Raw genomic sequence first — 20,605 nt, 5'->3', positions numbered from 1 at the left:
GAGCGATGTTGGTCATGGTTGAAGAGTCGAATTCGTCAACAACTTATTCAATTTGACTGTATCAGGGATGCTATGGAATATGTACTTCGCCTAGCGTCCTAACCGCCTTGTCTGTTGCTATAAGTAACTTTCTACTAATTGGCTATGAATATGCATTTAATTATTAAATAAACCGCCAAACAAGTAAGTCGATGAGAATAAATAAGGCTAAGTTAAGTATGTAAAAAACATTGAGGTTATTTTGTAGTAAGGACTTCAGCCCTCATTTGAGGACTAAAGTTTTTACTAAAAACCTTTAATTATTTACGCCGCTGTATTTATGCTAAGGATAATGAGTAATCATTAAGTACAACTTTACAGAGAATTAATATTACTACTTTTAATTTTTAAAGCCTATATCAAAATTTAAGCTTATTAGTAATGAAGCAGCCAGTAATTAGCAAAGATATTTTGAAAGTCCAACTCTTCGCTCGTTAAAGTTAATTTCTAAAATATAAAAGAATTTAAATACTAACATAATTTTATCCAGCAATTATAAATATCAATGAATAATTAACCATCAACTTGATAGTAATCGGATAAATTTGAGTTATTAGCTAGGAAAATAGGCGCGATCGCAGTAAAATTACCAATGGTATGCTTATTAAGAAATAAATAACAAGCAGCTCATTATAAATAACTTTCATTTGATCAACATTAATGGAGATGTTATGGAACCTGCTTTTCCCCTTGCTGGCTTAAACATCCTCGTAGTTGATGATGATGATGATAGTCGCTTTTACATTACTACCGTGTTAGAAGGTGATGGAGCCACTGTTACGGCAGTTATATCAGCAGCAGTAGCATTGAAAGTATTACCTGAGTTGCAACCAGATGTCTTGATTTGTGATATCGCTATGCCTGATGAAGATGGCTACACTTTCATCCGCAAGATCCGGGCGCTGAAGCCTGATATTTATGGAAAACTCCCCGCTATCGCCTTAACTGCATACGGCGATAGCGAGTATCGTAGCCGTGCCCTGGAAGCAGGCTTTCAAAGTCATGTGGCTAAACCAGTTGATCCTGGAGAATTAGTTGCAATCGTCGCTAATTTGATTGCCTATTATAAGAGTTAGTAATTGGTTATTTACCCCCAGCTTCCTCATCCCTTCGTTTCAAAAATAATTTGCTCAGACTTATATGCTGGTGGCTCGACGTGAATTAAAATCCTTACTGGACGAAACCGTTCCTTTAATCAGCTTTCTACTTCTTCAGTAATGTGGTGAGCGGTTTCTACATCTGATGCATCTACTATTAAATGCATTTCAATGAATACTTGGCGACCAAAAACACCGCGAGAGGCGATCGCCATTTGCTCCACAAGCTAAAGCAAATTCTCTTTTAAAACTGACCAGCTACGCCTAAAAACTTCTACTAACCCGGCGAAAAAACCATCAAAGACACAAAATCATGTCTAGGATTACCAAAAAACTCGCAGCAGGAAAAGTGACTCTGATCTTTCTGTTCAACCTAACCCACTTAAGGAAGTGCCTACCTGCTGCTGTGGTTTTTGAAGAAGACACAGAGAACTATCAAAGTGGGATTTAGACCCCTTATTCCAGTAAGATTAGTACTTATCAAGAAGTTTTAATCAAAAAGGTATGTCTTCAACTCCTCTAACATTGAACCTAATTGAAGGCTCAGTCTCCTTCAGTTTTTCACCCGAAGCAGCACGCGAATTAAAGACAGCAATGGATCAACTGATGGAGCGCTTGAAAGCTGTCGCCGCTAAACCCACTCCTGGCGGTAGTAGAGTCACTCCCCAGCCTCCCCTGGAATATCGTTATACAGGTGAAGTATTTTTAGAAATTTTCTGTAATCCTAATATCTGGCCAACGCCCTTCGCAGCCAAGGTTTTGCTGACTGTCCGCAACCTCAACATTCGCTTGACTACTGAAGCTGAACTTACTCGCATCATTGAAGACATTAATCAGTATTTAGAGCAAGTAGGATAATATGTAAGATGATTTTTTATGCTTTTCGAGATTTAAAAAAATACTATATAAATTTTGAATTTTTTCAAGGTTGAGCCAGTTGCTTGCGGAGGTTCCCTCTGTTGCTGCAACTGGTGTCGATTAGCCCGACTTAACAAACTAAACTTTTCAAGACGGATTTTAGCTTTTAACAGCAAGCAGAATATCGCTTACTTGAAAAAAAGCGATGCAATTGATTGCGAGTCAAAAGTGAGGTTCCTACATTTCTAATACAGTTAGGTTAAAATGCTACCGCCTACGACGACCCCCTTTAGAAGGAGGTAAAAGAGGGTTAAAATCCTCCTTTTTAAGGGACTTGGGGGATCTTCAAAATATTAATACGTTAACCAAACTGTATTGTCTATACCTCTATCGGATCAATGTAGGAACATCACAGAATCTATATACTAAACTCAAGCTGTGACACCAGATATACATAACAAATGGTTCTGATGCATTCTTTGACTTGAAAAGTTATATAAATTCAGACTCAAGTGCTTCTGTATTAATGAAAAACGCAAGATTCTGTGTAGGGCAATGCTCATTAAAAACCAGAGATTATCCCCCAGATTGGGCTTTAAATCGTTGATGGTGACACTCACACATCGAGAATAAGCTCCCAATCCAAATCTGAAATCAAAGATTGATTTAGTCGTTGTCCCACTGTTCACGACCAATTAGGTCGCCAATGCGATCGCGTAACAAAAAGTCACATTTCTCTAATTCACATTCAACGCAAACCCACTCTCTCGCTGGAATGTATTGGCAGAGGGTATATATTGGCTGTTGTCGGCTAATCATCCCCTTTTGCACCAGTCGGCGTGCTTCGTCTTGAATCAGATCCAGAGAGTAGTAATTGATAGAAGGCACCGTATTCACACTCATGTTTTTTACTCACAAATTAACACTTACGATAGTGTTCCCCTTAATAATTAGGAACAAACATTACAGAAATTAGACTTGTGGCTAGAATTTTGTAGTTTGCTATACGGAACTATTTTTATTTTGACGCTACATCTCCTAAAATTATCTCAAGATATGTTAAGAAAGTCAACGAATCCTGACATTTATGGAAAATCCGCTTTACAAAAAAAATTCCGAGTAGTTAACTTAACCTGCTGTGGCAGCTGTATGACTTTGATGCCACAAGTCTGGAAGTCTTGCCATTACTGTCTTTAGGCAAGATTTGGTAGGTGGGAAAAGTTTATTTCACGTAGGCGTAGCTCGCACTTCTCTACGAGACGCTGCGCGTAGCTTGCTTCTACGTTCGCGGAGCGTGCCGTAGGCAAGTGGTACGACAAAGCTCAGTGACCACCGCAGGCATTGCTTACATATCAACTAATCACCTTACAACCGGATCTAGAACTGCTGGTATTTATCTAAGGATAAACAACACAAGAATATTTGTCAGATATTAGGGTATAAACTGTTGCAAAACATAACGGCTAAAATATACTACGAAAGCTTCTAAACTAGCATCTGTTAACATTCTCTTAAGCAAATCCGCAATGACTCAAGTTAATTTCAGCACTCCCATTAAACAGTTTTCCTTAGATAAATCTTATGTAAGAGGTGGAATCAGGGAATTCTAATTGAAGAAGCCACAATTCACGAGCAGAGGCAAAGAAGCTCTTCGCGTTCGCGCGGCCTGTCCGATAGAGAAGGAGAAGAGAAGGCTTTACGCTGCTCTATCCGCCAGCCGTACAGAATACCCAATTGAAATCTGACGACTGGCAACCTTATTCTGTTCCGACAAAAAAATATTCAATCGCTGTGGAAGTAAGAGAAGTGACAGTACTAGAGTACGAAACGAAGGCTAAGACAAACAGAAAGCGTATATATACAACTACTGAATCGCTGAATTAGGTTTATGGTTACATTAAAACAGACGTGATCTGGTCACGTCTGTAAGCTGTTTGGCGGATTTGCTGAGATTAATTGTTCTGAAGTTACATTGTTGTTTTAGTTACTTATTCGGAAAATTCGTCATCATTTTCATCAGTGCTGTCTTCTAGTGCTACCAGATGTTCTGGCGGACGCTCATGGTTAAGTTGATTTAGTAGGGCCAGTACTTTATTACCGCGTTCTATGGAGCGATCTTCGAGAAACAGCACCTCTGGTGTACGACGTAGCCGTACCCGCGCCCCAAGTTCGCTACGGACGTAACCTGTAGCTGACTTTAAGCCTTCCATTGTTTCTACCTTAGCTTCATCTGTACCATAGATGCTGACGTAGATTTTGGCGTGTTGGAGATCGCCAGAAACATCAACATCAGTAACGCTTACCATTCCTGTACCCACACGGTCATCTTTGATGCCGTTGAGAAGCATTTGGCTAACTTCCCGTTTGATCAATTCAGCAACGCGGGAAACCCGGCGATTTGTAGCCATAAAAATTTCGCCTCCTCACAGAGGTTGTACAACAAAAATATATGCAAGTTGAGTAAACACTACTTAGCGAAAGCAACGCCAAGAACAAGTGTCTGTGGGGCATAACCCCGATATAACGCTAGTCTAGATTGTACTCAAGCCCAGCATTGCCCGTAGGGTGAGAGTAAGGAAGACTAGGCTGCTCACAAACAAACCCAAGATAGCGATCAAAGTGACTGGACGCTTCAACAATGGCACTAACGGCGCAAAGGTGTTCAGAAACAGTCCTAAGACGATACTAATTAAGTACCGGGGGTAGCGAAAGACGTTATCCCAAAATCCGTCAAACATCTGAATGTAAACTGCCTTGTTATATACTTACGTTTGTTTTGATATGCTTTATCTACTCAATTGTAATCTATGCGGCTGGAAAATTAGCCAGCTAATATAAAATCTACTTCGTCGGTTATATTGGCTTTATTTAGTCACGATTATTTTTAGTTAAATTGCAAGTAAATGGTAATTCAAATCCCCAAGGAAACTAGCCCGCGTCCATTTTTGAAGTGGGCAGGGGGTAAAAGTAGGTTGATACAGCAATATATTCCTTATTTTCCCAAAAGTTATAAAAATTACTATGAACCATTTTTAGGTGGTGGCGCTGTTTTTTTCTATCTCCAACCAACCGCAGCAGTTTTAACTGATATTAATGCCGAATTAATTAACACTTATTGTTGTGTTAGAGATCATGTTGAGGAATTAATTTCTCTATTGAAAGAGCATCAAATTAGACATAATAAAGATTATTACTATAGCATCCGAAACCACTCTGGGGGAACTGACATAGAAAAAGCTGCTCGTCTAATTTATCTTAATAAGACTTGTTTTAATGGTCTTTATCGAGTCAACTCACAGGGAAAATTTAATGTGCCTTTAGGCAGATATGAAAATCCCAATATTTGTTCTGAGGTTTTACTAAAAGCAGCCTCAGAAGGGCTTTCTCATGCAGAAATTAAACAAGCAGATTTTACAGAAGTCCTAAATCATGCGACTAGCAGTGATGACTTTATATTTTTTGACCCGCCCTACCATCCTCTCAGTGAGACTAGCTATTTTACTGCTTATAGTCAAAATTGTTTTAGTAAAAAAGACCAAGAAATTTTAAGAGATACTTGTGCAGAGTTAGCAAGTCGTGGTGTCAAAGTTATGGTATGTAATTCTGATAGTGAGTTTATTAAAAAAAATTATACTGATATTAATTTTGAAATCTATCAAATCAAAGCAGCCCGATCAATTAACTCAAATATAAAAAATAGAGGTATGATTAACGAACTCTTAATTACATCTTTTAAAGATTTTTATTAGCCCAAGCAATGAATCTATCTAAGCTATAAACTGCTAATAAATTATGGTTATCATTAACTCTTGCTTTTAGCCATTTACTTGCGCCTTCTCGCATACCTTCACCGCCTAAGATGACGATAGTTGGTGCAGGATAATAGTTCTGGATGTTCATGTTTAAGTAAGGAAACTTTTCATCAACCGAACCGGGGCTTTCTTGCCATTTGCACTCGAAAATTAAACCAGATGGCATTGCAGGTAAGCCAACAACATAAAAATCCACCTTCAGAGCGGTATGATAAATTCCAGTTCCAATATAAACTTCTTTTCCATAACGCTTTGGCAATAAAGCAGCATTTAGTATAAATTCTTTTGGGACATAGTTCCCGACTTGGAAATAATTATGCCCAGTCAAAATTGCTTCTACATTTCTTTCTAAAATATTTCCAGACTTATTTGCCCGTCCGCCTTGAGTCAGAGCCATCCTCAATCCCTCTGCCAAAAGTCCTGCTTATTACAGGATTTCACAGAAGTAGTAAAAAAGGGTCAGTTGCTTAATATGAATTTTTGATTTTGACTAAACAAGGTTGAATTAATGCATGAAAAATCGGAAAATATTGGTACTTCTGTACTAAATAAATACAAATGTATTAATAATTTGGATAAGGCGAGTTACTAATTCAGGGAAGTTATAAAAGTAATGAAATTCCCTTTTCTTTTTGCCTCTTAAATTTTTTCAAACCTCTCTAATAACTGGAATATTGGATAAATTGTCATGATTTCGCCTTAATTTCAACCTGTCTGAGCTTCAGTATGACCGTTGCGGATAGACCATGCTAGTTCTAAAAGTTGAGTCCAGCGCTTTTGTAGCTGTTTGGGAGTGCATTTGATGGTTTTAGCGATCGCAACGTCGTTTTGTCGTGCAGTTTTTAACTGTAATATTTGCTGTTGCTGTTCTGTGAGTTGATTTACAAAGATTTCCCACTGCTGGGAAGATAAACCCAACTTTTGCTCTAAACCCGCACCTAACCATTGATGTACTAATTGCCAATGGTGTTGCTTGGCAAACTTTTCTACGTGATATTTAAACCGTTGTTGGAGGTAATCGCGCTGACGGCTAGTTAAACCGAGAATTTGGTCAATTTCTGGGGCTGAGAGGTCTTGAAGTTTCAAGCTGAGGTAGTTCATACAATCAGATTGACCTTGAGACTCCAAATATTTCATTAATTCTGTGATGACGCGATCGCGTTCTGACTCTTCTGATGGATCGAAATTAGTTTGGGCAATCATCTGCGATCGCAGCTGTTGCACCGCCGAGTTACGCTGGTAAGATTCTGCTTCTTCACCCTTAGCAGACTCTACCGCCATTTCAATATCCACGGTAGTTTCTTGGGGCTGACGACGAGCAAAACCTTGGGCCCGTAAGATAATTAATTGCTGATTTGCACCACCAGGTAAATTGATCCGGCGTTTGGCATACTGCTCTGTAAAAGCCATGTATTCAGCTAATTGCAGCTGAGTACGTGGCGTGTGATTCTCTGGTAGTTCGTTTTCTCTGCGGAAAGCTTTAATCGCTTCGATATAAAATGCTTGTAAAAAATCTTCAATCAGGCTGTAACGAGCATCAAAGCCCAACTCAGAGCCGGCCATAGTTACATGACGGTAAACCATAGCACCCAAATTGCTATGTAATTCTACCCGCCCTTGCTTAGAACCTAGTTGGTAGTAACGTAAGCATTTTTGCATCCGATGCCTTCCCAACGTCATTTGCCAGGACTTGATTTCCCCAGATGTTTGGATACGAGAGCTTTTGTCGCAAATGCGTTCTACTTCTACGGCTATGCGCTTTGCTAAAGCTTCTACGCACTTCGGTGTTGCTTTTACTTGCGCTTGCATTTCCTCACACAGCAAGTCAATCAGGCTATCACTGCTGCTATCTGAAAATTCTTCAGTCGAAACGTGGTTCTCAAAAATGGATGTAGAGTTTGGTAGATTGACGACGTTAGCTTTCATGACTTTTCCAGGTAGTAGTATTGCACCGTAATTACAACGCAGACACAGCAATCAAGACCGTCCTTGACCGGAGAATCTTTGGGCATTCATCCATCAAGGTTTGCCGCATATAATGCTCACATTTAAAGCTCATATATAAAACTATAGGAAATACGAAAGAGTTACAGTTTTGGCAATGTGTCGGTTTTTTTCACAAGCCACTATATTGACGCTGGCACACGAGTACCTACCATTTTCTCAAAGTTGTCAAATACCTTGCTGTGCCAACTGTTGCCACCATCCTGTTATATCCACTGTGTCAGCAAACAGCCCATAGTAGACGTCGCCTTTAAGTATGACAATTAGAAAACTGGAGTCGTTTTTATCACAATTTCCGAAACGGAGAGGTGAGCCTGTGAAGTTGAATTCTTATACCCATGCTGCTGCTGCTTCCCAACCTAAACCCCTCCGTATAATTACTGCTTCGTCTCCGGTCATATCTAAGATAGTAGACACTTGATATGTAGGTTCCTCGCCAGTGTCAATAATGATGTCTACCAACTTATCCAAACGGTCAAATAGCTCTACCCGCGACTGAATCGTTTCTGAATCTATCCGAATCATGCCATCATCTGCTTCATCTGGTGGCAGATGTGCCGAAGTTGAAATAATCGGATTACCCAATGCTGCCAGCAATTCCAAACACACAGTATGGTTTGGTACTCTGATTCCAGTAGTTTTCCGCTTGGGGCTTTGCACCAATCGCGGTACTAATTTAGTAGCTGGGAGCAAAAACGTGTATGGCCCTGGAATCAGGCGTTTCATAATCCGATAGGCTGTGTCACTTACGAAGGCATAAGTTGCCACATTTGAAAGCGAGGGACATAAAAATGTCAGTGGTTTATCATTTGCTAGCTGTTTAATTTGCCGCACTCGTTCTACCGCCGACTTGGCATTCAAATCACAACCGATCGCATAGACTGTATCAGTAGGGTAAAGCATGACTGCGCCACTAGAAAGCGCCGACTTTATTTCCTCTATTCGGCGAATTTGAGGATTATCCGGATGAACTGGGAAAATTTTTGCCATAACTCGGTGAGTGGGGATTGGGGACTGGGAGCAGGGGGAGCAGGGGAGGCAGGGGAGGCAGGGGAAGTAATTAATAACCAATGACAAATGAGAAATTTATTATGAATAAAATTGCTTATATTCAATGTCCGACAGGAATTTCTGGCGATATGTGCCTGGGTGCTTTGGTAAGTTTGGGTGTTCCTGTGGAGTATTTAATTGAAAAACTCAATGGATTAGGTATTGAACAGGAATATCAGTTAAGGGCAGAACTTGTCCAACGTAATGGTCAGCAGGCGACTAAAGTCAATGTGGATTTAGTACACGATCATGATCATCATCAGCACCACGATCGCGAACACAGCCACCATCACACACGACACCTGCCAGAAATAGAGCAGATGATCCTCAAAGCGGGGTTGCCATCACGGGCAGAAGCTTGGAGTTTGGCAGTATTCCGACAGTTAGCAGTAGCAGAAGGGGCAGTGCATGGCATTTCTCCTGAAAAAGTTCATTTTCATGAGGTGGGTGCTATAGATGCGATCGTAGATATTGTGGGTACTTGCCTGGGGTTGGATTGGTTGGGGATTGAGAGCAACGAGGAAGGATTACCCTTACTTTACTGCTCGGCGTTCCCGACTGGTGGCGGCACTGTTCGGGCTGCACATGGTCAGATGGCAGTACCAGTACCAGCGGTATTAAAGCTGTGGGAAATGCGGGATTGTCCAGTTTATAGCAATGGCATTGACAGAGAATTAGTCACACCAACAGGAGCCGCGATCGCCACTACTTTGGCAAGAGATTTTGGTTCACCACCTGCGATCGCTATCAAGCAGATAGGACTGGGAGCAGGAACCATAAATTTACCCATTCCCAATATTTTACGCCTCTGGTTGGGTGAAAGCACAAGTTTACAGTCAAATTTCAGTGATTATGAAGAAACTAGCTCAAATTTGGAAACCATCTCGGTATTAGAAACCCAAATTGATGATTTAAGTCCACAAGCTATTGGCTATGTGTTTGAGGCGTTATTTGCGGCTGGTGCGCTGGATGTTTTTACCCAAGCGATCGGTATGAAAAAGTCGCGTCCGGGAATTTTGCTGACTGTGATTTGTCATCCAGAAAATTTACTCAGGTGTGAAACGGTTTTATTTCAAGAAACCACTACTTTGGGCATTCGGCGAACAACTCAGCAACGCGCCATTTTACAACGGGAAATTCAACAAGTGGAAACGGAATATGGGAAAGTGCGTGTGAAGGTAGCATGGAAAGGACAATCAGCAGAAAAAGTTATTGCAAATGTGCAGCCAGAATATGAAGATTGTGCAGACTTAGCCCGAAAACATAATATTGCCTGGCGCGAAATTCAACGGTTAGCGTTACAGCGTTGGTATTTAGTTAATGCCTAAATCTCGTCGTTCTCTTCGTTCCCAGTCGGAGACTGGGAACGAGGGAAATAACTAAGTTAGAGCTTTTAGCAAATATTGTGTCAATGTAAACGCATCTACACCCAATTCGGTACGCTCTTGGGCGGCTATTATACCTGCTTGTGAATGCCACCAAGCAGCAGTTACCACAATATCTTCTACAGGAATCTGTTTAGTTGCTGCTTGCGCTAAGAGTCCGCCCAGTAGTCCAGTTAATACGTCGCCACTACCACCACGCGCTAAGGCAGGTGTGCTTTCAGGAACAATCCAAACGCCACCTTGAGGGTTTGCGATCGCAGTTCTTGCCCCTTTCAATAACACTACTGCACTACTTTGCGCGGCAGCTTCTTGTACTGCTTTCACCCTGTCATGTTTGGTATCGGTGACATCAGGAAACAATCGTTGGAATTCGCCTGTATGGGGTGTAAGTACGCTTACCGCTTGGCGTTTTTTTAACGTGGCGATCGCTCCCATTTGTGCCAGAATATTTAAACCATCGGCATCAAGAATCAAAGGGCCATCAACAGCGATCGCTTCTTGCACAATGGGGGTCGCATCTCTTGTTAAACCGGGGCCACAAGCGATCGCATTAAAAGAACTCAGATCGGTATTTTCTGGTAGTTGTAGGTGAGCGATCGCTCCAGTTTCCGTCTCTGGACAACCGACAATTAGCGCTTCTGGCAAGTGTGACACCAAAAGAGATTTAAGGGATTCGGGTACGGCAATCGAAAGCATTCCTACACCACTAGCCCTAGCACCCAAACCAGTTAAAATTGCTCCACCTGCATAGCGCCGCGAACCGCAAATCAGCAATAAATGTCCTTCTTTATATTTGTGAGTAACTGCTGGACGGGGTAAAGGTAAAGTAGCAAGTGCTTTTGCTGCTGTAATACGTTTAATTCTGGGTACATCTTGGAGAACAGCTTCTACATCAGCTAAAGGAATATCAAAATCAATTAACTCAGCTTTACCAAGATACTCCAACGCCTGATCTTGAAAAAAAGCTAGTTTCCATAAACCTAAACAAAATGTGTGAGTGGCGCGAATGGCAGTTCCCAATACTTCGCCTGTGTCGGTGTGCAAACCTGAAGGTAAATCGATACTATAAATCGGCACAGACAATTCATTTAACTGATTAATTGCAGAGGCAATGGGATCAGTCAGGTTTCTTTCTAAACCAAACCCAAACAACCCATCAATCAACAAATCAGAATCTGGCAATTGCTCAATTGTTTGATAAATTGAAATGCCCAAACTCTGGGCATATTGCAAGTGCTGCGAAGTTAATTCTTTAAGTTTAGAAAAAGGAGAATAAATCCAAACTTGATACCCGCGAAAGTGTAATTCACGGGCTACTACTAAAGCATCGCCACCATTATGACCGGGGCCGACAAGAATTCCGATACGAGATCCCCCCGCCTGTGGCGACCCTCTTAAAGAGGGGGGAATCGAGAAAGTATTTTGAAGGAGAGTTGGAAAAATCTCTAGAATGCGACGGGCAATTAATCCCGCCACCTTTTCCATCAAAGCAACTACAGGCATTCCTGCTGCAAAGATCCGCTTTTCAATATTGCGCATCTGCACAGCAGTCACTACCACTTGCGAAATTTGTTCTTGCCTATCTTCCATCAGTGCTAAGTGCTGAGTGCTGAGTTATGAGTTTAATTTTACTCCCCAGTCCTTAGTCTCCAATCTCCAATCCCCACTTATACCATTTCACTTTAATAATGATACAAATACGTTGGTAGGGGCACGGCATTGCCGTGCCCCTACGAGAAATCTATATGTATCAGGGTTTTCGTGAATTGGTATTATTCACTTCCCGTAGTAAACCCTGGCATTACCGTATCCTATCTTTCGCAAATACTTATTCCATTCCCCAGCTTGGAATCGATCGGGGAAAGGCCCTACTGCTACATGTGGGCCTCGTGGTTGCGTCCTTTCGAGGACTCCGCCAACTCGACCGAAATCTGGGCTAAATCGAGCTATATTCTGCCTAAGTTGTTCTGCGATCGCAGGTAATTCTTCTGGAGTGGTGGGAATTACAACATAATATCTAGAGGCTGGTCTATTAGCATTTCTATTATTGCGATCGCCAATAAAACCTCTAGAGCCTGGATTTATTTCCTGTCCGTTAGCGTAGCTGACAACCTGGGCGTTATATATGCTTAGTGACTGTAGCTCATTCACCCGTTGTTGGGCGTTAGATATTCTGTTAAAAACTCCTGACTGAATTACCCTCCGGCCTTGGTACTCGCGAATGTAAGCACTGGGTTCAATCCGACGTATTGCTTGTAGCGTCTGGAAATCATCACCATCAACGTAAACAAAGTAGCGCTCAAAGTTCTGGTTATATTGACTAAACTGTCCAGGTTGAGAGGGCTGAAAATTCTGCTCAAATTGATTGTTTTGTAATGGTTGAGAGGGCTGAAAATTCAGTTCACGTTGATTGAAGTCCTCTGGTTGAGCCGGTTGTAACTGCGGTGATGGCTGTTGACCAAAGGGAATTATTGGCGGTGGCGGTAAAAATTCGCCTTCTTGTTGAGCCAGTAGCACATTGTTGTTGTGCAGTTGTGCTTGTGCTGGGGTAGAGTTGGGAATCAGTACTAACCATCCTCCTACTAACAAAAAGAGAAGTCTGATAGTGGGCTTCCAACCTTCATAACTTCGACACAGCATCTGAAATCGGATAAATTGATTTGATATTCCTCTAGACATAATAGTTTAGAAAGTAGTCAAAGTATTTTTAGATAATTCCATTAGGAACTAATTTAGTTCACCGTTGTAGCAACTATATAGCGTTAACGTAAAATTAGCTCATTTGCGTGGCAAAAAATACATCTGTAATTAATCTTAGATAAGAGCGATGGGAGAGTAAACAGCCATGTCTACGATGGGCAAAGCCTACACTCCTTCAGCGATTTTGAAACTGAAGTGCTTTGGTAGCAAGGCAATGAAAGAGTGTATGCTACAATTGGACAACCACGCAGCTTGTCGTGCTTTGTATGAAAAAAGTCGTCGTTGGTCTTTCTGGTGGCGTTGACAGTTCCACCGCCGCAGCTATCCTGCACCATCAGGGCTATGAAGTGATTGGTCTGACTCTTTGGCTAATGAAAGGCAAAGGTCAATGTTGCTCTGAAGGTATGATCGACGCGGCTGAACTGTGTGAACAACTGGGCGTTCCCCATCAGATTGTCGATATTCGGGATCTCTTTCAGACGCATATTGTCGATTACCTGGTGACTGGTTACAGTGCTGGGATTACACCTTTGCCTTGCTCTCAGTGCAATAAAACGGTGAAGTTTGGGCCAATGGTGCAGTATGCTCGTGAAGAATTGGGGTGCGATCGCATTGCCACTGGTCATTATGCCCGAATTAGCTATGACGAAGCAACTGGACGTTACCAATTATTAAGAGCTGTTGACCGCAACAAAGACCAGTCATACTTTCTCTATGATTTGTCTCAAGATTTACTTGCAGCAACGATATTTCCTCTAGGTGAACTAGAAAAAACTGAGACGCGCCGGATTGCGACTGAATACGGATTGAAAACTGCTGATAAGCCAGAAAGCCAAGACTTATGCTTAGTGGAAAGTAACGGTTCCATGCGGGCATTTTTGGATAAATATTTAGCTCCGAAAATAGGCGATATTGTGGATACCACAGGCAAAATTTTGGGACAGCATGATGGTGTCCATCACTACACCATTGGCCAGCGCAAAGGCTTAGGGGTGGCTGCTGCCGAACCGTTGTATGTGATTGAATTAGATGCGGAAAATAATAAAGTAGTAGTAGGCGATCGCACTAAGGTAACTCAACTAGAATGCACTGTTGGACGGGTAAATTGGGTTTCTATTGCTGAACCATCTACCCCAATTCATGCCGAAGTGCAAATTCGCTATCGTTCAACGCCTACACCAGTGACAGTGATTCCTTTGGAAAACTCCCGTGTGCGTTTGGTGTTTGATGAACCCCAATTCAGCATCACTCCCGGACAAGCGGCGGTATGGTACGACGGGGAAAAAGTGTTAGGTGGCGGAATAATTGAACAGTTTAGTTAATAAGAACTCTTACCCTGTTTTAGGATAAAGCAAAACTACCCTTCTTCGCTTGTAAAGAGGGGTATTTTTATTTTTAAATGGGATATATGCCGGAAGAACCTATCTCTGACCAGTTTTTGATACAGCTATTAGAAGGCTATACTTCTACAGAGACGATAGAGATTCAACAATACATAAGTGAGTGGAATGCTGCTACCTATACCAGTGTTGCCCAAAGTATCTTAGACCATGCTAATAGAAAAGGAATTGATCCATTAAAGTATCTACGCAAAGCTCATAACTTTAATAAAAAAGGAGCGATTAAAGTTCCGAAAACTGGATATCGTGGAGATAGTTCAGCTGTATACCGTAAAGGCAATGAATATCTGATTGTCAGACCTGACCAATATGGTACTGAAAAGATAGTTATTTATAAAGTTAATGATGACTAAAGCAATTTTAAATCAGCAAGAATTGATTAAGAAAAATATTATTCAATTATTAGTACAGTTGACTAATACTTATCAAAATACACGAGGCGAACGACAAGAAATTTCTATTCGGTTTCCAGCAGAAGATGAAGAGTTTTCACTTTTAGAAGAACTTGAACTTTTAACAGTAAATCTCAGAGGCTATGCAAGTCAAATTCAAAGCACAGGTCAAATTGTCAATCAAGACCGGGCAATTGAGCAATTACAAGCTATGCGGGTTTTAAATATACCTCAGATTGCAAGTTTTTATTTTGGCAGTAATGGCAATTATGAACAAATAAAGAGTTATATTAGAACATTAGATTACTTGCGCTTACTACTATTGGAGTATTTACAGCTTTAAAAATTATAATACCGGAATAGCGATCGCTTTTTATCTTTAACCAAGGTTGAATCAATCAATCAAATAAACAACTATTAATTTCATTAATTATTTTAACAATTTTATCTTCATTATTTTGATAACCTTGTTCTTTAGCTACTGCCAATGCTTGCTGATAATATTTCAAGGCTTTGGAATGTTGTTTTAGCTCAAGAAATAGTTCACCTATATGTTCAATATTTTGAAGTTCAGTCATCCGATTGCCTAATCGTTTACAAATAATTAAAGATTGCTTATAGTACTTTATAGCTTTTTCATACTCTTTCAAATGTCTATACATTAACCCTAAAATACTAAGAGTATTACTCTCACTCAGACTATCTCCAATTTCATTACTAATTGCTAGAGCTTCTTGAAGATAATTTTGTGCTTTTGAATAATTTCCTAAATCGCAATAGACATCACCAATGAGATAGAGAGTCTCTGCCTGACCTGGACGAGCATTAATTTCTCGTCGAAGTGCTAATGCAAGCTCGTAATAGTTTAATGCTTTTTCAAAGTCTTTTAAACTAGCGTTAAGTAACCCAAGATTACTCAAAACAGTAGCCTCTGTGTCGTGATCGCCCATTTTACTCGCTATTACTAATGCTTCTTGATAGCATTCTAAAGCTGTTGTATAATTTCCATAACGAAAATATATATGACCTATATTATTGAGGGTTGTACTTTGACCACCAAAATCACCAATCTGCCTATGTAGGCTTAAAGCTTCTTCATAATATTGAAGTGCTTTAGGGAATTCTTCTAGAAAACTATAAACTGCTCCAATGTTATTTAAAGTAGTACCTTCATCTTCTTGCACTCCTATTTCTCGACGGATTGATAAAGCTTGGTGATAATATTTTAATGCCTCTTGATACTGTCCTGTCTGATCATAAATACCTCCAAAATTATGGAGGGCTGTAGCTTCGTTTGCACGATCATCTAATTTTTTGAAAATTTTTAAAGCTTTTGTATAGTGTTCTAGCGCTTTTGTATATTGTCCCATCTGGCGATAAATACATCCTATATTATTCAGCGAAGAAGCTTGACCTGATAAATGATTATTTTCTATCTCGATATTAAGACATTGATGATGTAGCTCTAATGCTTCTGGATATTGGCTTAATTCATTGTAAGTTTGTCCCAAGTTATTAAGAATAGCTGCTTCCCCATTTCGATGATTTTGACTTCTGTAAATTTTTAATGCCTCTTGATATTTGTCTAAGGCTTTTTGAGGCTGTCCAAGCCTTCCATAAATTAAGCCAGTATTACTAAGAGTAGCAGCTTCATTACATAGATCGCCTATTTCTCTACTAATTATTAAAGAGTGATTATAGTGCCTTAAAGCTTCTGAATATTGTCCTAATAAGGAATACACTGCCCCAATACCACAGAGTGTTTTTCCTTCCATTTTGCGATCCATGACTTCAAGATGAAGAGAAAGTGCTTTTTGATAGTTCTCTAAAGCATTTGAATATTGCCCAATACTACGATAGGCACCCCCAATATTACTAAGAGTAGTACCCTCATTTTTTAAATCTTTAATTCTTTGAAAATAAGATAAAGCTTGACTGAACTGTTTTAATGCATCATGATAAAGTCCTTGGTTATATAAGTCAAGTCCCAGATTTAAATGTCTAACTCCGTCTGCTTGATATTCTTGTTTTATTAAAAATTTAACGAAACGATGGATTGCTCTTAATGGTCTAAGTAAAGCTGAAGCTAGCACACGTAAGTAAGATAGCACTTGCAATCTCCAAAGGTTAGTTCTTGAGTTCAAGCTTATTTTTCCCAATTATTAGTCTGGAGTTGCAGAAAACTGAAAGCAGTTCTTATGTCAGGTAAATCTTGTGGTAGGTTGAAATGATACTATTTTTTCAACTATTTTTTCTCTACGTACCAGCATTTGATAAGTTAGTACATAATCTGAAACAATAACAGTTAATACAAAGAGGGGATTACGTTGAGTCACAATCCAGATGCCATAGCCCCGCACGGTGGACAATTGGTTAACCGTATCGCCACACCAGAACAAAGAGCAGAGTTTCTTTCAAAAGCTGACTTTTTGCCGCGAGTGCAACTAGACGATCGCGCCGTTTCTGATGTAGAAATGATTGCGATCGGTGCTTTTAGTCCACTCACGGGTTTTATGAACCAGGAAGACTACGATCGCACTGTAACAGAAATGCGACTAGCCAACGGTCTTGTATGGTCAATCCCGATTACACTATCCGTCAGTGAAGAAGTAGCTTCTCCGTTGCAAGAAGGCGGCTTAATCCGTCTAGATAACTCCAGAGGCGAATTTATTGGGGTTTTGCAACTGACGCAAAAGTATAACTACGACAAAACCCGCGAAGCAATTAAAGTCTACCGCACTGATGATGCCAAACATCCCGGCGTGCAGGTACTCTATAACCAAGGTAATGTACATCTGGCGGGTGATATTTGGTTGTTGCAACGCGAACCTCATCCCCAGTTTCCCACTTACCAAATTGATCCAGCCGCCTCACGGCAACTATTTAGAGACAAGGGTTGGAAAACCATCGTCGGCTTTCAAACTCGCAACCCCATCCACCGCGCCCATGAATATATTCAAAAGTGCGCTTTAGAAATCGTTGATGGTCTATTTTTGCACCCATTAGTCGGGGCGACAAAAGAAGATGATATTGCTGCTGATGTGCGGATGCGTTGCTATGAAATTTTGCTGGAACACTACTACCCCTTAGACCGGGTAAGTTTGGCAATTAATCCAGCTGCAATGCGCTATGCTGGGCCTCGTGAAGCCATCTTCCATGCTTTAATCCGCAAAAACTACGGCTGTACTCACTTTATCGTCGGACGAGATCATGCTGGCGTTGGTGACTATTACGGCACTTACGACGCTCAATACATTTTTGATGAATTTGCCCCAAGTGAATTGGGTATTGTGCCGATGAAATTTGAACACGCTTTCTACTGCACGCGCACTAAACAGATGGCAACATCTAAAACCAGTCCCAGCAGACCAGAAGAACGTATTCATTTATCAGGGACGAAAGTCAGGGAAATGCTGCGGCGTGGTGAATTACCTCCAGCAGAATTTTCCCGTCCAGAGGTGGCGGCTGAGTTAGCGCGGGCAATGCGGATAGAAGTACCAGCTTAGAGCATTGGGCATTAATAAAGAGGCAGAGGAGCAGGGTGCAGGGAGCAGAGGGGAAAGTTCTCCCTGCTTCTTCCCCACTCCCCACACTTTTGTAACTTTACAATACAGAGTTCAGCCCTGTAAGCTGCTAACTAATGGCTGAGGGCTGATGGCTAATTATGGAACGGCGCACGTTTTTACATAGAATTGGCTCAATACTCGCGGTATTGGGGGTAACTGAAGCTGAGTGGTTGTCTTTGGGAAATCGCTATTATCGGGCTTTGGCAGAACCCAGTCCGCGCAAGTTGGCATTGTTAATAGGTATTAACCAATACCCACAAATTCCAGCCCTCAGTGGTTGCCTGACGGATGTGGAATTACAAAGAGAACTTTTGATTCATCGCTTTGGCTTCCAAGGTTCAGATATTTTAACCTTAACTGAGGAACAAGCTAGCAGGGAATTCATTGAGGCAGCTTTTTTGGATCACCTGGGTAAGCAAGCTAAACCTGGTGATGTGGTGGTCTTTCACTTTAGCGGCTATGGCAGCCGTGTCAAATTGGAAACATCACCGGATACAGGGCAAAATGCTCTGGTAGCAGCTAATGTGGGACAGTATGCACAAAATGAAAAAATAGTCAACCATATATTAGAAGAAACTCTACTGCTATTATTGCGATCGCTCCCCACAAATCGAGTAACAGCAGTATTGGATACTAGCTATTACGCTCCAAACACAGTCTTAGGATTAAAAATTCGTGCCCTTCAGGAATCAGTAGGAAAGCTGGCACCAGAGGAACTCGACTTTCTCAAACAACTTAAAACTCAGAAGTTATCCAGCACTCCGATTGTTTTAGCAGCTACCTCAGAACCAAATCAGACAGCAAGGGAAGGGTTCTTTTCTGGTTTTACTACTGGGTTATTTACCTACGCCTTAACACAGTATTTGTGGGAATTCACCCCAGCCACCACAATTCAAGTCGCCTTCTCTCATGTAGAAAATTCTCTATCCCAATTGGGTAGTAAACAGCAACCAGCATTATTAAGTAGTCAGAAAAATCAAAATCTAACGTCTCTACAGCCAGACGGTATCATTGGTGCAGAAGGCGTGGTGACAGCTATTGAAGAAGATGGTAAAACAGTTCATCTGTGGTTGGCAGGATTACCTGCACAAGTGCTGCTATACTACGGAGTTAATTCTCGATTAACCCTGGCAACAACAGAAGAATTAGTATTGCGATCGCGGAGTGGGTTAACTGCAAAAGCGCAAATTTCCAAAATTCAAGGTGCAAATCCCCTACAAGTCGGGCAACTCGTCCAAGAAGCAGTCCGGGTTTTACCCCGAAATATTAATTTAACAATAGCTTTGGATACTGGATTAGAAAGAATTGAGCGGGTAGACGCTACAAGTGCCTTTGCTGGATTTTCTCATGTATCTACCGTAGTCGCAGGAGAAAAACCAGCTGATTATCTATTTGCGAAGCTACAGCAAACACCCAGCCGTTATGGTCTATTTTCTATTGGTGGCGAAATAATTCCTAATACTATGGGGGAAGTAGGAGAAGCAGTAAAATTAACAGCGCAAAGGTTATCGCCACAATTATCAATCTTGCTAGCAGCAAAGTTATGGCGAGTCACCGAAAATCAAGGTTCTTCCCGCTTGCCACTCAAGGCAACCTTAGAAATAATTAGTGACAGTTCACCTCGCATTGTCATGCAGCGCGAAACAGTGAGAGCCATCAAAACTCAAACCTCAATTAAAGCATCAGTACAGAAGCGATTAATCGCATCTCTCCCGACTCCCATTGTGCCTATTGGTAGTCGAATGCAATATCGAGTGGAAAACCAGAGCGATCGCCCGGTATATTTAATCTTGCTGGGATTAAACAATAATCATACAGCAGTTGCCTTTTATCCTTGGGAAACCCCTCAAGAACTAAACACTGCCGACACCAAACCCCTCCTAAAAGAAGTCGTCATCGCCCCAGGTGAAACCCTCACCTTACCCCAAACTAATGGTGCTTCCGAATGGGTGATTTCAGGGCCAGCTAGCTTTTGCGAACAACAACTAATTTTTAGTACTGCCCCCTTTAGCGAAACTCTCGCCGCCTTGAGTACTGTTAAGTATTCCACAGCCGAGCAACGCCCGATTAGCGCATTATTGAATCCCTTAGACGTTGCACAAGCCTTGCTACAAGATTTGCATCTCAAAACGGAGATGAACGGCACAGCAGCCGACTCATATATCTTGGATGTGAATAATTGGGCAAGTCTTAGCTTTAGTTTTCAAGTGGTTTAAGGGGGCGTGAATAATTAAAGGTTTGTAGTCAAGACTGTATCCCTATTTTAAGGGAAAAAGCGTAGCGTTTTTAATGCAAGCCGATA

Annotated in this window: 18 protein-coding genes and 1 pseudogene; 9 read left to right on the top strand and 10 right to left on the bottom strand. The window is 41.1% G+C overall.

Translation table 11 applies throughout. The features are described 5' to 3' along the window. Window positions 1-710: 710 nt before the first annotated feature. Window positions 711-1,115 (top strand): response regulator, encoded by a 405-nt coding sequence (locus H6G97_RS04555; protein WP_190939511.1) that lies wholly within the window; start codon window positions 711-713, stop codon window positions 1,113-1,115. A 26-nt stretch (window positions 1,116-1,141) separates the two neighbouring features. On the opposite strand, the pseudogene H6G97_RS04550 reads toward H6G97_RS04555, so the two are convergent. Beyond that, window positions 1,142-1,408, bottom strand: a pseudogene (locus H6G97_RS04550) (cation transporter dimerization domain-containing protein); the annotation flags it as partial. A 232-nt stretch (window positions 1,409-1,640) separates the two neighbouring features. On the opposite strand from H6G97_RS04550, the gene H6G97_RS04545 reads away from it, so the two are divergent. Next, window positions 1,641-1,994 (top strand): hypothetical protein, encoded by a 354-nt coding sequence (locus tag H6G97_RS04545; RefSeq protein WP_190939510.1) that lies wholly within the window; start codon window positions 1,641-1,643, stop codon window positions 1,992-1,994. 666 nt (window positions 1,995-2,660) lie between these two features. Here H6G97_RS04545 and H6G97_RS04540 read toward each other — a convergent pair. From H6G97_RS04540 to H6G97_RS04530, 3 genes are all read right to left on the bottom strand, one after another. Further along, window positions 2,661-2,897, bottom strand: coding sequence for a DUF4327 family protein (locus H6G97_RS04540; protein ID WP_012407481.1), 237 nt, complete (start codon window positions 2,895-2,897; stop codon window positions 2,661-2,663). Between the two features lie 1,085 nt (window positions 2,898-3,982). Continuing rightward, complete coding sequence (rbfA, locus tag H6G97_RS04535; RefSeq protein WP_190939509.1) at window positions 3,983-4,402, bottom strand: 30S ribosome-binding factor RbfA; 420 nt, start codon at window positions 4,400-4,402, stop codon at window positions 3,983-3,985. Window positions 4,403-4,525: 123 nt separating this feature from the next. Beyond that, window positions 4,526-4,732, bottom strand: a complete 207-nt coding sequence (locus H6G97_RS04530) for a DUF751 family protein (protein ID WP_190731327.1) — start codon at window positions 4,730-4,732, stop codon at window positions 4,526-4,528. A gap of 165 nt (window positions 4,733-4,897) precedes the next feature. Here H6G97_RS04530 and H6G97_RS04525 point away from each other — a divergent pair, with 165 nt between their 5' ends. Then, complete coding sequence (locus tag H6G97_RS04525; RefSeq protein ID WP_190939508.1) at window positions 4,898-5,743, top strand: DNA adenine methylase; 846 nt, start codon at window positions 4,898-4,900, stop codon at window positions 5,741-5,743. Here H6G97_RS04525 and H6G97_RS04520 read toward each other — a convergent pair. From H6G97_RS04520 to H6G97_RS04510, 3 genes are all read right to left on the bottom strand, one after another. Beyond that, on the bottom strand, window positions 5,727-6,203 hold the full coding sequence (locus H6G97_RS04520; RefSeq protein ID WP_190939507.1) for a PD-(D/E)XK nuclease superfamily protein: 477 nt from the start codon (window positions 6,201-6,203) through the stop codon (window positions 5,727-5,729). The two genes, H6G97_RS04525 and H6G97_RS04520, sit on opposite strands and share 17 nt — an antisense overlap. A 308-nt stretch (window positions 6,204-6,511) precedes the next feature. Further along, window positions 6,512-7,732: a HetZ-related protein gene (locus tag H6G97_RS04515; RefSeq protein WP_190939506.1), complete on the bottom strand. Its 1,221-nt coding sequence runs from the start codon at window positions 7,730-7,732 to the stop codon at window positions 6,512-6,514. A gap of 408 nt (window positions 7,733-8,140) precedes the next feature. After that, window positions 8,141-8,800 (bottom strand): L-threonylcarbamoyladenylate synthase, encoded by a 660-nt coding sequence (locus H6G97_RS04510; RefSeq protein WP_190939505.1) that lies wholly within the window; start codon window positions 8,798-8,800, stop codon window positions 8,141-8,143. Between the two features lie 101 nt (window positions 8,801-8,901). Between H6G97_RS04510 and larC the strand changes: the two genes are divergently transcribed. Next, window positions 8,902-10,188: a nickel pincer cofactor biosynthesis protein LarC gene (larC, locus tag H6G97_RS04505; RefSeq protein ID WP_190939504.1), complete on the top strand. Its 1,287-nt coding sequence runs from the start codon at window positions 8,902-8,904 to the stop codon at window positions 10,186-10,188. Window positions 10,189-10,239: 51 nt separating this feature from the next. On the opposite strand, the gene H6G97_RS04500 is transcribed toward larC, so the two are convergent. Both H6G97_RS04500 and H6G97_RS04495 read right to left on the bottom strand, forming a co-directional pair. Continuing rightward, a complete protein-coding gene (locus H6G97_RS04500; protein ID WP_190939503.1) occupies window positions 10,240-11,835 on the bottom strand; it encodes an NAD(P)H-hydrate dehydratase in 1,596 nt (531 codons plus the stop codon). A gap of 186 nt (window positions 11,836-12,021) precedes the next feature. Then, window positions 12,022-12,924, bottom strand: a complete 903-nt coding sequence (locus tag H6G97_RS04495; RefSeq protein ID WP_242054801.1) for a hypothetical protein — start codon at window positions 12,922-12,924, stop codon at window positions 12,022-12,024. A gap of 287 nt (window positions 12,925-13,211) precedes the next feature. Here H6G97_RS04495 and mnmA point away from each other — a divergent pair, with 287 nt between their 5' ends. The 3 genes from mnmA (at window position 13,212) to H6G97_RS04480 (ending at window position 15,080) form a co-directional block, all read left to right on the top strand. Continuing rightward, entirely contained in the window at window positions 13,212-14,267 is a 1,056-nt protein-coding gene (gene mnmA, locus H6G97_RS04490) for a tRNA 2-thiouridine(34) synthase MnmA (protein WP_190939502.1), read from the top strand. Window positions 14,268-14,353: 86 nt separating this feature from the next. Continuing rightward, window positions 14,354-14,698, top strand: coding sequence for a hypothetical protein (locus H6G97_RS04485; RefSeq protein WP_190939501.1), 345 nt, complete (start codon window positions 14,354-14,356; stop codon window positions 14,696-14,698). Next, window positions 14,688-15,080 (top strand): hypothetical protein, encoded by a 393-nt coding sequence (locus H6G97_RS04480; RefSeq protein ID WP_338421578.1) that lies wholly within the window; start codon window positions 14,688-14,690, stop codon window positions 15,078-15,080. Before H6G97_RS04485 ends, H6G97_RS04480 begins: the two co-directional genes overlap by 11 nt. Before the next feature lie 55 nt (window positions 15,081-15,135). Here the strand turns inward: H6G97_RS04480 and H6G97_RS04475 are convergent, their stop codons facing one another. After that, window positions 15,136-16,848 carry a tetratricopeptide repeat protein gene (locus tag H6G97_RS04475; protein WP_190939500.1) on the bottom strand — a complete coding sequence of 571 codons (1,713 nt, stop codon included), beginning with the start codon at window positions 16,846-16,848 and terminating at the stop codon, window positions 15,136-15,138. Between the two features lie 216 nt (window positions 16,849-17,064). On the opposite strand from H6G97_RS04475, the gene sat reads away from it, so the two are divergent. Together sat and H6G97_RS04465 are read left to right on the top strand one after the other, a co-directional pair. Next, a complete protein-coding gene (gene sat / locus H6G97_RS04470; RefSeq protein WP_190939499.1) occupies window positions 17,065-18,243 on the top strand; it encodes a sulfate adenylyltransferase in 1,179 nt (392 codons plus the stop codon). A gap of 158 nt (window positions 18,244-18,401) precedes the next feature. After that, window positions 18,402-20,519 carry a caspase family protein gene (locus H6G97_RS04465; RefSeq protein WP_190939498.1) on the top strand — a complete coding sequence of 706 codons (2,118 nt, stop codon included), beginning with the start codon at window positions 18,402-18,404 and terminating at the stop codon, window positions 20,517-20,519. Window positions 20,520-20,605: the final 86 nt, after the last annotated feature.

The organism is Nostoc flagelliforme FACHB-838 (assembly GCF_014698065.1).
In the GTDB taxonomy this organism is placed as follows: Bacteria; Cyanobacteriota; Cyanobacteriia; order Cyanobacteriales; family Nostocaceae; genus Nostoc; species Nostoc flagelliforme_B.
The sequence above is the reverse complement of the archived record's forward strand: the minus strand, read 5'-3'. Positions and strand labels throughout refer to the sequence as shown.

Excerpts from the sequence above, each read along its gene's own strand:
- H6G97_RS04555 (WP_190939511.1), top strand. The coding sequence starts at position 711 with ATGGAACCTGCTTTTCCCCTTGCTGGCTTAAACATCCTCGTAGTTGAT.
- H6G97_RS04545 (WP_190939510.1), top strand. The coding sequence starts at position 1,641 with ATGTCTTCAACTCCTCTAACATTGAACCTAATTGAAGGCTCAGTCTCC.
- H6G97_RS04540 (WP_012407481.1), bottom strand. The coding sequence starts at position 2,897 with ATGAGTGTGAATACGGTGCCTTCTATCAATTACTACTCTCTGGATCTG.
- rbfA (WP_190939509.1), bottom strand. The coding sequence starts at position 4,402 with ATGGCTACAAATCGCCGGGTTTCCCGCGTTGCTGAATTGATCAAACGG.
- H6G97_RS04530 (WP_190731327.1), bottom strand. The coding sequence starts at position 4,732 with ATGTTTGACGGATTTTGGGATAACGTCTTTCGCTACCCCCGGTACTTA.
- H6G97_RS04525 (WP_190939508.1), top strand. The coding sequence starts at position 4,898 with ATGGTAATTCAAATCCCCAAGGAAACTAGCCCGCGTCCATTTTTGAAG.
- H6G97_RS04520 (WP_190939507.1), bottom strand. The coding sequence starts at position 6,203 with ATGGCTCTGACTCAAGGCGGACGGGCAAATAAGTCTGGAAATATTTTA.
- H6G97_RS04515 (WP_190939506.1), bottom strand. The coding sequence starts at position 7,732 with ATGAAAGCTAACGTCGTCAATCTACCAAACTCTACATCCATTTTTGAG.
- H6G97_RS04510 (WP_190939505.1), bottom strand. The coding sequence starts at position 8,800 with ATGGCAAAAATTTTCCCAGTTCATCCGGATAATCCTCAAATTCGCCGA.
- larC (WP_190939504.1), top strand. The coding sequence starts at position 8,902 with ATGAATAAAATTGCTTATATTCAATGTCCGACAGGAATTTCTGGCGAT.
- H6G97_RS04500 (WP_190939503.1), bottom strand. The coding sequence starts at position 11,835 with ATGGAAGATAGGCAAGAACAAATTTCGCAAGTGGTAGTGACTGCTGTG.
- H6G97_RS04495 (WP_242054801.1), bottom strand. The coding sequence starts at position 12,924 with ATGTCTAGAGGAATATCAAATCAATTTATCCGATTTCAGATGCTGTGT.
- mnmA (WP_190939502.1), top strand. The coding sequence starts at position 13,212 with ATGAAAAAAGTCGTCGTTGGTCTTTCTGGTGGCGTTGACAGTTCCACC.
- H6G97_RS04485 (WP_190939501.1), top strand. The coding sequence starts at position 14,354 with ATGCCGGAAGAACCTATCTCTGACCAGTTTTTGATACAGCTATTAGAA.
- H6G97_RS04480 (WP_338421578.1), top strand. The coding sequence starts at position 14,688 with ATGATGACTAAAGCAATTTTAAATCAGCAAGAATTGATTAAGAAAAAT.
- H6G97_RS04465 (WP_190939498.1), top strand. The coding sequence starts at position 18,402 with ATGGAACGGCGCACGTTTTTACATAGAATTGGCTCAATACTCGCGGTA.